Genomic DNA, 11284 nt, shown 5'->3' with positions numbered 1-11284 from the left:
TAATTGAACTGGTTCGACTGGTAAGGTTAATATCTCCACCTTTACTATCACCTTCCGTAGTCACTTTACCGACTTCAAGATTACCAAAGGCAGTAGCAGTAACATTTCCGCCTGTATTTCCAGATGCAGACAAATCCTCTACTCGAATTGTGGCGTTGCTGTCTAAACTAATATCTCCGCCCGTAGTTTTACCTGTAGATAACAGAGAAGCGATCGCAATATTGCCGCCGCTAGTGAGAGTAATATTGCCACCGACAGCAGATAAATTAGAGGAGGAAAGATTACCTGCATTGATTTGTCCGATGCTGCTGGCGAGGTTAATATCCCCACCATTGGTAATGATATTCCCCACTGCGATCGCAGTTCCAGAAATCGATATTCTTCCCCCCTCAGTGCTAATCGTGTCGCTAGGACTCATAGAAAATGACCCCACTGCGTCGCGATCGGAGTCAGCCGTAAAAGTAACTGAACCCGTACTTGCCTTAAGCTTCAACTCACCTGAAGCGAGGGGGGCTATAGTGATGTTGTTAGTTGCCTCCAATACTACATCAGCAGTGGCGGAGAGATTTTCTAGAGCTTTTCTGGAGATTGTAAAATTAGTATTAGTAGTCGAGTCTTCTGCGAAAATACTACCTTGTGCAATCGCACTATCATCTGCACCCTGTTCTCCATCCACAATGTTGATATTAGTCGGGTCAAGTAACAAAGTACCCGCACCACTCATCCCCCTAGTATCAACACTTCCATCGAAAATCAGATTTTCTTTACCCGAAACTTCGACAAATCCCCCCGCACCTCCCCTAGCGGTGATGCGACCGAAAAAGCCTGCTGTAGCGTCGGCCCAGACGATAACACGGCCGCCGTTACCAGTTGAGATCGCATCTGCTGCGATCGCAGTATTGCGATCGATATAAGTAGCAGTCGCATTCGGGACTGTTCCCATCCCCCGAAAATCTCCCCCAATTCGCACATTTCCCCCACCAAACCAGCCGGAAGCGTCAATATTTGCTCCTAATAACCCCACTCGCGTGCCTAAAACATTAACTGTTCCTCCCATAGTTTCAGAGGAAACATTCAAGGAACCTGATGCGATCGCAGTCCCGGCCGCTGAGGGTATAGTTTGCCCTGAAGCAGTCAGCACAATTTGACCCTCAGAATTCACAGCTAAACCAGTAGCATCTCTCATAGTGCTACCTGTCAGTAATCTAGGCAAAGCAAGGGGTGTAATTTGTGACGAAGATCCCGGATTTCTAGCTTCTATTCCTGACTGATTTGCTGCAATTTCCAATTGCAGTAAATGACCGGCTTGAGTTATCCGCACCACATTTTCTCCAGGGATAGCAGCAATAGTAATTTGTCCCCCTGGTGCCGATAATTTTCCAGTATTAATTACCGTATCGCCTAGCAATGTTAAATTTTGTCCTTCTCCAACTGTCAATTCACCTGCATTGACAATTGCCCCTGCTTCCTGGCCCAAACTAAAAGTATTGGGAGTGCCAATTAATGCCGTGTAGTCATTAATTCCTGTAGCATTAAACCAGCGGTTATCAAAGCCAATCCCATTGGCAGTAGTCGCCATAAATGACCCCGGTACGTCCAATCTGGCATTCGCACCAAAAATAATCCCGGCGGGATTCATAATGTATAAATTGGAATTACCGCCCGTGACAGATATCAGACCATTAATTACAGAAGCATCACCGCCAACCACACGAGTTAAAATGTTGCGAATGGCAGGATTAGTCAAAAAATTGGCAGCTTGACCGGAGTCTAAACCAAACCGAGTAAAACTATGGAAGAGATTCGCGCCATCTCCCGACACAGTACCACCTTTAATATCGTAGCGGTTGCCATTGGGGGCGACTATAGTACCAGTACCATCAGGGGCTGGGACAAGTTGCTGGGCAACGGCGGATAGAGATTGTGGGAAAATTACCAATAATGCCGAGTTCTCTGGCCTGGAAAACGAGGAAGGGGAGAAATCCAATATCCAAATTCCAGCAAGGGGAAGTGCTGCGAGAACCGACCGTATAGCACGTTGAGGTTTCATAGGGTTTTGCCTCGGTCTTGACCTCTATCATAGGATTGAGATGAGAGATTTTGAGATTAAAAAGGACTTAAGCATCAGTAACGCTACACCGTTTTCTAGGCGGTGCTTGTACTGCCGTCCCGGTGGCGTTACCCCAAATTATGCCTAATTCCTATTGCAGACCACTGGTAACACCCTAATATCCTTTGTTTCCACTGCCAGCCCCAAATCGAAAATCTAAATGCGATCGTAACACTAACATACCAAAGATTGGCAATGATTGTCGAAAAAAAAGAAACTGGGATCGGCGAGGAAGTACGCCTGATTGGTCTAACTGGCGGCATCGCTACTGGGAAAACCACTGTATCTAATTATCTGGCTAATGCTTATCAATTGCCAATTTTGGATGCGGATATCTATGCCCGTGAAGCTGTGCTGCCAGAAACACCTATTTTAGCCCGAATAGTAGAACGCTTTGGGAGGGAGGTATTACTTCCTGATGGTAGCCTCAATCGGCGATCGCTAGGTAATATTGTTTTTAACAACTCAGAAGAGTTGCGTTGGTTGGAAAAGCAGATTCATCCTTACGTGCGCGATCGCCTCTTACAGGAAATCAAAATCGGTATTTCTGGGCAAAATCGCCAAAGCATTCGCCCGTTAAGAATTGTATTAGCTGTACCTCTCCTCTTTGAAGCTAACATGACTGACTTGGTTACAGAAATTTGGGTCGTGTATTGTCCGCGTTCTCAGCAACTCGAACGCTTGGTTGAGCGCGATCGCATTAACTTAGATCGCGCTCAAACTCTAATTAACAGCCAGATGCTTTTAGTAGAAAAATGTCAACAAGCTGATGTTATTTTGGATAACTCAACTACCTTAGAATCGCTGTTTAGACAAGTGGATTTGGTAATTGGTAATTGGTAATTGGTAATTGGTAATTGGTAATTGTTAGTTGTTAGTTGTTAGTTGTTAGTTGTTAGTTGTTAGTTGTTGGTTGTTGGTTGTTAGTTGTTGGTTGTTAATTATCTCTCATCTCTTTCTTCCTTGTCAAAAACCTATAGAGGCGGGTTTGCCAACAGCTTTAAAGAGAGCAGTAAAGATTAAAAAACCCGCCTCCGCTCAGCAATGAAATCCTTGATTGATAATGGTACAAAATATGGTATAACCTGAATTGGATTAAAATTAACTTCGATCTTTATATTGCGGTAAATTATGAAACAAACTTTTGAGCAAAAGTCTGACTCACACCCAACTCTACCCTCTCACACCTCTGCTGTGCAGTCTACTGCACCTTGGTACTCTTTTTGGAAATTTTCTCGTCCTCATACGATCGTCGGTACTACCCTCAGCGTACTGGGACTGTATTTAATTGCCTTGGCGAAGTCTCCTGCTGGTTTTTCTAGTTCTCATTTAGTTGCGATCTTGGGAGCGTGGATTGCCTGTATTGGGGGTAATATTTATATTGTCGGACTCAACCAACTCGAAGACGTTGAGATTGACCAAATTAATAAACCTCATTTGCCTTTAGCTGCGGGAGAGTTTTCGCAGAAACAGGCTCAAATAATTGTAGCAATTGCTGGGGTAATTGCAGTCCTTTGTTCTGTGTTTCAAGGGCCTTTTTTATTAGCGACAGTTGGCATCAGTTTGGCTATAGGAACGGCTTATTCTTTGCCTCCAATCCGGTTAAAGCGTTTTCCATTTTGGGCAGCAATTTGCATCTTTAGTGTTCGCGGTGCAATCGTTAACTTAGGGTTATTTTTGCATTTTCAATGGCTATTAGAATTGGGAAAGAAAGATTATACCTTATTTTCTCTTCCTTCTTCCTTCTTCCTTTTTCCTTCTTCATTCTTCCTTCCCTCAGAAGTTTTAGCTTTAACGCTATTTGTGTTAGTGTTTACCTTCGCGATCGCAATTTTCAAAGACATTCCCGATATGGAAGGCGATCGCCAATATAACATTACAACTTTTACCCTCCAATTAGGTAAACAAGCTGTTTTCAACTTGTCTCGGTGGGTGCTAACCTTTTGTTATATGGGGATGACAATTGCTGGTGCTTTATGGCTGAAAGATATTAACTCGCTATTTCTGGGAATTACTCATATAGCCGCACTAGGTTTAATGTGGTTTTGGAGTATGAGAGTAGATTTGCAAGATAAAGCTGCGATCGCGCAGTTTTATCAATTTATTTGGAAACTGTTTTTTCTAGAATATCTAGTTTTTCCCGCAGCCTGTCTGCTATAGCCGAAGGAAGAAGGAAGAAGGATTTAGTTATCTAGGAGAGAAGGAAGAAGGAAGAAGGAAAATCACCAGTTAACAGTTAACAGTTAACAGTTAACAATTACCAATTACCAATTACCAATGACAGATTTTAACGTTTGCGATCGCGACCTCCCCGATACCCTATTATCCCACTATTTGACAGCAGAGGCAATTGCTGCTGACACGGAAACAATGGGGTTATTACCTTGGCGCGATCGCTTGTGTTTAGTTCAGTTGTGCGACGCAGAAGGTATTGTAACTGTAGTCCGAATTGCCAAAGGTCAAAGAGAAGCGCCTAACTTGAAAAAGTTAATGGAAGCCAGCAATATTATCAAGATTTTTCACTTCGCACGCTTTGACATGGCAACTATGAAATATCATTTAGATATTCATGTTGCACCAGTTTTCTGCTCTAAAATTGCTAGTAAACTTGCTAGAACCTACACTGGTAAACATGGTCTTAAAGATTTAGTGCAGGAATTAGAACAGGTAGAACTTGATAAAACCTCCCAAAGTTCGGACTGGGGAAATGCGGCTAATCTTTCTGAAAAGCAACTGCGTTACGCGGCTAATGATGTGCGCTATTTAATAAGTGCTAGAGAGAAGTTAATTACTATGCTACAACGAGAAGATCGTTGGCAACTGGCGCAAGAATGTTTTCAGTGTTTACCAGTTATTGTCAGCTTAGATTTACTGCAATTCAAAGATATTTTCGATCACGGTAATGGTTGATAATTGACTGTTAAGAAATATGCAGATATAATCTAACCCTAACGTCGCCATCCGCGTGGTAATTGACCACCCGGATTGCGGCGTTATGTAAGTTCTTATAGTTAAGACTTTCTACCTTCTGCCTTCTGCCTTATGTCTTCTACTATAGCAGACTGGCTATTTTTAACTGGAAAAAATACTTTCCCGCCTAAACTTTGGAAATAAATCAGGCTGATGGTAACTAAAAATAGAAGATAGCTAACAGCTTGTACTAAATAAAGTCTATCAGTATATCCAAATAGCGCTTTTAGCGCTAACCCAGGAAACTGCTCTTCAGGTAATATTTTGGTAGTATTCCAAACTATGGGCCCTAATATGCAAGAATGAACTTTTGCAAAACGTTCGTAATAAAAACAAAGGTCTGCTGATTGGCGATTCATCTGAGCTAAAGTATTAACTACAATATCCAAAAGTCCCAGAGTTGATACTACTAAACCCGCTACTATTAAGAGCAATAGAATGCCCATATATTTAAAGAATAAGCGGATATTAACTTTCACGCCCCATTTAAACAAAAGTACGCCAATTCCCGCCGCAACAGTCAAGCCAGCGAGAGCGCCCAAAGTTGGCATTAAGCCTTGCTGAAATTTGGCCGCAATGAATAAAACAGTTTCAAATCCTTCACGCAAGACGGCGATCAAAATTAAGCTAAATACGCCCCAACCTGCACCATAACTTTGTTTTAATGTGGCAGTCACAGCCCCCTCAACTTCAGCTTTCATAGATCGAGAGTGCCTGGTCATCCAAATAAGCATCCAGCTTAACATTGCGATTGCCACAATGCTAAATACAGCTTCTAACAGGGGTTCCATTATTGGTGCGTAGGGCTGATCTGACTTTGAAAAGGCTTGAACTATCCAACCAAATAATACACCTACTAAAGCGCTGGCAATCAGTCCAACTGCCACGCCTGCATAAACCCAAGAATTGAGATGACTTTGATCGGATTTTTTGAGGCAAGCTAGTACAATTCCTACGACTAAGGCGGCTTCGACACCTTCCCGCAAGGTAATTACAAATGTTGGTAATACTTCGCTAAAGTTCATTTTTGGTTAGTGGCTAGTAGTTGGTTGTTAGTAGTTGGTTGTTAGTGCTAACTGTTTTTCTTTTTTGATTAGTTGTCTTTGATTCGATTCTCTACTAACAACTAATAACTTGTAAGGTGGGCGCAAGCCGACAACCATCTATAGCTATAAGTTACCAACTTTTTGGCGGCTTGCACCCACCCTACTTTTAGTTGTGTCCATACTTTAAGATTGCTTGAGAAAATCTTGGCTATCTTTCTCAATGGTCTTGATTAGTTGAGTCACTTCATCAGTAGTTTTAACAGGGGTAGAAGGCGCGATTACAGTCGGCCAAGCTTTCTTCAATTCTCCCATCGTGGCGATAATTGCTTTATCGGTTTTGGGGCTATCTTTGGCAACTTGTTCTTTTATATCTTGGTAAAGAGTTTCAGCATAGGCAATAAATCCTCGCGAGTCTTGATATTCAATGACTGCGGCAATCTTGCCATTGGCAATTGATGCTCCATATTCGGAGTTGGCAGTATCCAGCAAGCCGTTAATTACTGGCAGCACAAATTTGGAGTCTTGACGCTGCTGAGCTGGTAAAGCTGCGATGGCTCCATCAACTGCCTGCATTGATGTTTGAAATTCAGCATTCACTTTGTTGGTATCTTTAGCGCCTGCTTTGACTAAATCCTGTAATTTAATTAGAGTGTTCTTAAATTCTGGAACTTTGCGCTCGTTGAGCTGATCTTCAACATCGGCATAGATTTCTTCGACTGGATGACCAATGTGAGGTTCTGCCTGATCTGGTTTGCCTTGCTCTAAGAGTTCTTTTGCTACTAAAAGATGACCTTTCATTAAACCTAATTTGGTCATGTAGTCGATATCTTTGGCAACGCCTGTAAGAACTATATCTTCAATTGTCACCATGTCTTTTATTTGGTCAAATTGCTCTTGATTTATGACTTTTTTTGAGACTAATTCCTCTGTGCTACCGTAAGGACGGCTTGCCTGAATTTTGTTAGAAAGTGCCGGAATCCCTAATTTTGCTTCTAATTTGTCTAATTCTGAGAGAATTGCTGAGTTGATGTTAATCTGCGGCTTGCCACTGTGATTCATGCTGTGGCTGCTTGCTTCTGTGGCGCTAGAAGTGGCGGCTGGTGAGGATGTTGCAGTGTTGCTGGCTGTTGGCGTTTGGCTACAGCCAGTAAAAGCTAGGAGAGTAGCGGTAGCGGTGGCTATGGACAAGTGACGAAATGCTGGTATCATGGCAGTCTCAAATTTTTTTAAATGGTGCTATGTGCTATTCTACCTTTTCGATAAAATTTCGCAATAGTCATATAGAATCTATTATCAAGCTAATGAAAAATCTTTGAACTAACTTAAGATTTTCTTTAACTTTTTGCTGTTGTGCTTTAGCTAATTACTTCAAATAAACCCATACAACCAGCTTCGGCAATATCATCTTGATGAGGATGAAACATATATTTACCGGGATAGGGATAAGCAAATTCTAAAATGTGACGCTCAGCCACACCCATTGTAATTACGTCCGTTTCTTCAGTGGGAGTTAATGTCATTCCGGTTCTATACACTTTAAAAAAGTTAGCGTGCAGGTGGAAAGTTACTGCTGAATTGTACTCGATCATATTCAGTACATAAAGCCGCACGAGCTGGTTTTTATAAATGGGAATTGGGTTTCTCATGTAATAATTGGGTATACCGTTAAAAGCATAAAGTTCATTAGTTTGATCGTCGTTTACGTCATATCCTCCCATGATTAATACTAACTCATCTGCTGGAGGACGAGGTTTTGGAGGGTCAATTATGAACATTCCATATAAACCTTTACTAATATGGCGAGTGACGGGGGTAATATGACAATGATATAGGTGAACGCCATAGGGTTCGGCATCAAATTCATAAATAAATGCGGAACCGTGTCGCACTGGTTTGACACCATCCATTTCTGTAGGATGGATACCATGAAAATGCAGTGAATGGGAATGTCCTGCTTTGTTCGAGAAAATGACGCGGATGCGATCGCCTTGAGTTGCTCTTAATGTCGGCCCCGGTACGCGATTATTTACATTCCAGGTATTGAAAGTTACAGCACTATTGAGCTGGAGCGTGGAATTATTAGCCTCCATGCGAAATTCCCGCACCGTGCGACCATTTTCTCGCTTGACTGTGCCATAGTCAAAGTTCCGCACAATGTCCATCGGATTAAGATTGGTGGCGGTTGCGGTATCAGTGGGGAGTTGCGGGACTCTTACAGGCGTGGTTTTGTGGGTGAGGTTTTGAAATGCGATCGCACTACTGGCTACCCCAGCACCCGCTAGTCCGAGTTGTAGCAGTTGGCGACGACTCCAACGTTCTGCTTTCCCTATGACAGGGTGATTCGACATACCGACCTTGTTGATAAATTTTCCTAAGATGCAAACTTTAGTAATTGTAAAGGGTTAAGGATTTATTGTCAAATATTCTCATTTGGTAGTTGGCGATCGCTAGAACTGTTGGAAAACAAAGTATAATGTTATATAACTCACTTTTTATATAAAGGCTGTAATTACCCGTTCTGCCATTATGACGGTCGCTCAGCAATCTCAAGCATTAATTAGGACTGATGCACTTCTCACGTAACGCCGCCAATAAAAGCTGTTAACAGTGGAGAGAAAGAGTATGATTCCCTTTAAAGTAGACTGGAACCAACTCACTCAAATAAAAGAGCTAAAAGAATATTTTGAAGAAGATTTTACAAATTTTCAGCAGCTAATTGAAGAAGAGGTCGATCGGCTATCGTGGTTGAGTCAAGAGGACTTGGATAAAATTGCAGATTGCGGGTACTCGAAGTCACAAATGGCTGTACTCAATGGGGATTTCGCAGACAAGACGAGCAAAGTTTATCGGTAGAGCAAACACGCAAATGTATGAAAATGGTAATGGGATTTATCAAAGAAAAACAATTGCATTTTCCTAGCAAGGGGATAATCAGTTTCAATCCGGAAGTTAAGAAATTTCTAGAAGAAAGTCGTCAAGTTTATCTTGATGCTTTTAAAAATAATGTTATTGGTGCAGAACTAAAATACTATGCCTCTTCCACTGCCCAATTTATAGTGTTATGTCGTGCAAGAATGGAAGCAGCAATGGAACTTGTCAAGCAAGATTACGAAGAACTTTTTTCACCCTATTATATTCAACGTGGACAGAGTTATATTGCTCCCTATATTGCCTGTATCTAGCATCTATAGGACTTACGCCGGTCGTCCCAGAAACCGGGTTTTTGAGAGTATCTGTGGATAAGGACGAAGTATTTTTGTCAAAAAACTGCTGGTTGAGCGAAAGTCGAAACCCGGTTTATGAGGTTGGGTGCGTACTTATGAAAACCTTATCTTATCCCTAACCTAATGATTACGAATCCTTTACCTTCATAGTATAAAGTTGAAGAGATATATCTCAAACCAGTATTGTTTACCTGGAATTAATTAGGTATGCCTCCAACTTCCAAAGCAGTTTTAGAAGTAAACAGAGATAACACAGACCTCGATCGCACCCTGCATTTTTATCCCAAAGGTGAAGAGATTCCTCTAGTCTCCCAAGGGATTTGGCAAGTTTGTCAGGGTTTAGTGCAGCTAAGTACACTTTATCCAACGGGGGAAGAGGGACTTTTAGGTTGGGTGGGGCCTTCAATGTGCTTTGGTCTTTGGTTAACTTCCTTGCAGACTTATCGGGCTACGGCGATATCAGATACTTACTCGATCTGTTATTCTATGGTAGAAGTAGAAGCATCGCCTCAACTATGTCACGCTTTGATGCCTCAAATAGTGCGGAGGTTGCGGCAAATGGAGGCGATTTTAGCGATCGCAGGACAGCGGCGAGTAGAAGATAGACTATATCAGTTATTGCTGTTGCTGAAACAAGAATTTGGTCAACCTGTAGCTGGCGGGAGTCGGTTAAATATACGGCTGACGCATCACGATCTTGCTAATGCTATTTGCACGACGCGGGTGACAGTAACGCGAATGTTGGGTAAGCTACAGCAAAATGGGTGTATTAGTCGAGATAGCGATCGCCACTTGATTCTCGCTAATGATACTTTTGCGATCGCATCTGATTTGTTTGGGGTAAAACCACAAGCAGTTTAAAGAAAATTATCTTTTCCCCGCGATTGGAAATCGCGCAGCAACGCGATCGCACAAACAAAGTCCGCCTTCGCGGATTCAAAGAAAAGAGGAGTAACTGTTAATATCGCCTCAATTGGGCTTCGCGATTAAAAAACTGCTGACAAAGACCTTGAGTAACTAATAGGGCTGTCGTAATATTTGCTAATGCTACCATAAACATAATTAAAATCTGGTAAGCAGCAGCATCAAGAGGCTGGATACCCCCAAGCAATTGTCCTGTAATCGTACCTGGTAAAGTGACAACCCCAATTACCATCATCGTATTGAGAGTAGGCATCAATCCAGTTTTAACTGCATCTTTGCGATATTGTGCTACAGCTTGTTGCGGTGTTGCACCTAAACTCAAATGGGTTTCAATTTCTAACTGGCTAGCATTAACTGTACTAACTAGGCGTTCTCCAGCGATCGCAGCTCCGTTCATAGCATTTCCGAGTACAATTCCTGCTAAGGGAATCAAGTATTGCGGCTCGTACCAAGTTTGAGGCTGAATGACAATAAAATTGGTATAGCTTAATGTCAGGGTGGCACTGAGGAAAATTGAACCCCAAACTAAAGGTAAAAGTCGAGGAATTTTCTTGCTAATCCGGTTGCTGGCGACGATGCTGGCAATAGTCAGCATTACTGTTAAAACTGCCAAGACTAGCCAAGGATTTTTGCTATTGGGGTCGAAGACTACTGCTAGGACGTAGCCTACCAAAATTAACTGGATAGCGGTTCTGGTAGCAGCGATCGCTAATTGCCACTCTAATCCTAAATTTTGCCAAGCAGAAAGAGCGATCGCGATCGCCACCATCCCCAAAGCCAAAGCCAAGTCTGCGAAATCTAACGGAATCAAGGCAACTAGAATTAATTGTTTGACAGAAAAATTATAAGATATTTTAATCAAAAAACTCACGGCATCGTTAGTCTTTGACCCGCTGTGAGTATAAACCGACTGGCTTAGCGATCGCGCAGCGGCCAAAGCAGGATTATCAGGACTTATGCACCAAACCTCATAAACCGGGTTTCGACTTTCGCTCAACCAGCAGTTTTTT

Annotated in this window: 11 protein-coding genes; 6 read left to right on the top strand and 5 right to left on the bottom strand. The window is 42.3% G+C overall.

Going from position 1 to position 11284, the window contains the following annotated elements; translation table 11 throughout:
- Positions 1-2050, bottom strand: a 2050-nt coding sequence (locus PN499_RS28965) for a two-partner secretion domain-containing protein (RefSeq protein ID WP_272037048.1), incomplete at its 3' end; no start/stop codon positions are given.
- Positions 2051-2305: 255 nt separating this feature from the next.
- On the opposite strand from PN499_RS28965, the gene coaE reads away from it, so the two are divergent.
- The 3 genes from coaE (at position 2306) to PN499_RS28950 (ending at position 5020) form a co-directional block, all read left to right on the top strand.
- Positions 2306-2953 carry a dephospho-CoA kinase gene (coaE, locus tag PN499_RS28960; RefSeq protein WP_272037047.1) on the top strand — a complete coding sequence of 216 codons (648 nt, stop codon included), beginning with the start codon at positions 2306-2308 and terminating at the stop codon, positions 2951-2953.
- A gap of 288 nt (positions 2954-3241) precedes the next feature.
- Positions 3242-4270 (top strand): homogentisate phytyltransferase, encoded by a 1029-nt coding sequence (locus PN499_RS28955; RefSeq protein WP_272037045.1) that lies wholly within the window; start codon positions 3242-3244, stop codon positions 4268-4270.
- Positions 4271-4387: 117 nt separating this feature from the next.
- Entirely contained in the window at positions 4388-5020 is a 633-nt protein-coding gene (locus tag PN499_RS28950; protein WP_272037043.1) for a ribonuclease H-like domain-containing protein, read from the top strand.
- A gap of 101 nt (positions 5021-5121) precedes the next feature.
- Here the strand turns inward: PN499_RS28950 and PN499_RS28945 are convergent, their stop codons facing one another.
- The 3 genes from PN499_RS28945 to PN499_RS28935 form a co-directional block, all read right to left on the bottom strand.
- A complete protein-coding gene (locus PN499_RS28945; protein ID WP_272037041.1) occupies positions 5122-6105 on the bottom strand; it encodes an FTR1 family iron permease in 984 nt (327 codons plus the stop codon).
- Between the two features lie 204 nt (positions 6106-6309).
- A complete protein-coding gene (locus tag PN499_RS28940; protein ID WP_272037038.1) occupies positions 6310-7335 on the bottom strand; it encodes a ComEA family DNA-binding protein in 1026 nt (341 codons plus the stop codon).
- A gap of 146 nt (positions 7336-7481) precedes the next feature.
- The gene (locus PN499_RS28935) at positions 7482-8474 is read right to left on the bottom strand and encodes a multicopper oxidase domain-containing protein (RefSeq protein ID WP_272037037.1); all 993 of its coding nucleotides are present in this window, start codon (positions 8472-8474) and stop codon (positions 7482-7484) included.
- 274 nt (positions 8475-8748) lie between these two features.
- On the opposite strand from PN499_RS28935, the gene PN499_RS28930 reads away from it, so the two are divergent.
- The 3 genes from PN499_RS28930 (at position 8749) to PN499_RS28920 (ending at position 10211) form a co-directional block, all read left to right on the top strand.
- Positions 8749-8979 carry a hypothetical protein gene (locus PN499_RS28930; protein ID WP_272037035.1) on the top strand — a complete coding sequence of 77 codons (231 nt, stop codon included), beginning with the start codon at positions 8749-8751 and terminating at the stop codon, positions 8977-8979.
- A gap of 17 nt (positions 8980-8996) precedes the next feature.
- Positions 8997-9308: a hypothetical protein gene (locus PN499_RS28925; protein ID WP_272037033.1), complete on the top strand. Its 312-nt coding sequence runs from the start codon at positions 8997-8999 to the stop codon at positions 9306-9308.
- Positions 9309-9557: 249 nt separating this feature from the next.
- Complete coding sequence (locus PN499_RS28920) at positions 9558-10211, top strand: Crp/Fnr family transcriptional regulator (RefSeq protein WP_272037031.1); 654 nt, start codon at positions 9558-9560, stop codon at positions 10209-10211.
- A gap of 97 nt (positions 10212-10308) precedes the next feature.
- On the opposite strand, the gene PN499_RS28915 is transcribed toward PN499_RS28920, so the two are convergent.
- Positions 10309-11136 carry an ABC transporter permease gene (locus PN499_RS28915; RefSeq protein ID WP_272037050.1) on the bottom strand — a complete coding sequence of 276 codons (828 nt, stop codon included), beginning with the start codon at positions 11134-11136 and terminating at the stop codon, positions 10309-10311.
- Between the last annotated feature and the right edge of the window lie 148 nt (positions 11137-11284).

Origin of the sequence: Kamptonema animale CS-326 (genome assembly GCF_028330895.1) — a bacterium.
In the GTDB taxonomy this organism is placed as follows: domain Bacteria; phylum Cyanobacteriota; class Cyanobacteriia; order Cyanobacteriales; family Microcoleaceae; genus Kamptonema; species Kamptonema formosum.
The sequence above is the reverse complement of the archived record's forward strand: the minus strand, read 5'-3'. Positions and strand labels throughout refer to the sequence as shown.

Bases quoted from the DNA above. Each gene is read 5' to 3' on its own strand.
- PN499_RS28955 (WP_272037045.1), top strand. From the start codon at position 3,242: ATGAAACAAACTTTTGAGCAAAAGTCTGACTCACACCCAACTCTACCC.
- PN499_RS28940 (WP_272037038.1), bottom strand. From the start codon at position 7,335: ATGATACCAGCATTTCGTCACTTGTCCATAGCCACCGCTACCGCTACT.
- PN499_RS28925 (WP_272037033.1), top strand. From the start codon at position 8,997: ATGAAAATGGTAATGGGATTTATCAAAGAAAAACAATTGCATTTTCCT.
- PN499_RS28920 (WP_272037031.1), top strand. From the start codon at position 9,558: ATGCCTCCAACTTCCAAAGCAGTTTTAGAAGTAAACAGAGATAACACA.
- PN499_RS28935 (WP_272037037.1), bottom strand. From the start codon at position 8,474: ATGTCGAATCACCCTGTCATAGGGAAAGCAGAACGTTGGAGTCGTCGC.
- coaE (WP_272037047.1), top strand. From the start codon at position 2,306: ATGATTGTCGAAAAAAAAGAAACTGGGATCGGCGAGGAAGTACGCCTG.
- PN499_RS28950 (WP_272037043.1), top strand. From the start codon at position 4,388: ATGACAGATTTTAACGTTTGCGATCGCGACCTCCCCGATACCCTATTA.
- PN499_RS28945 (WP_272037041.1), bottom strand. From the start codon at position 6,105: ATGAACTTTAGCGAAGTATTACCAACATTTGTAATTACCTTGCGGGAA.
- PN499_RS28930 (WP_272037035.1), top strand. From the start codon at position 8,749: ATGATTCCCTTTAAAGTAGACTGGAACCAACTCACTCAAATAAAAGAG.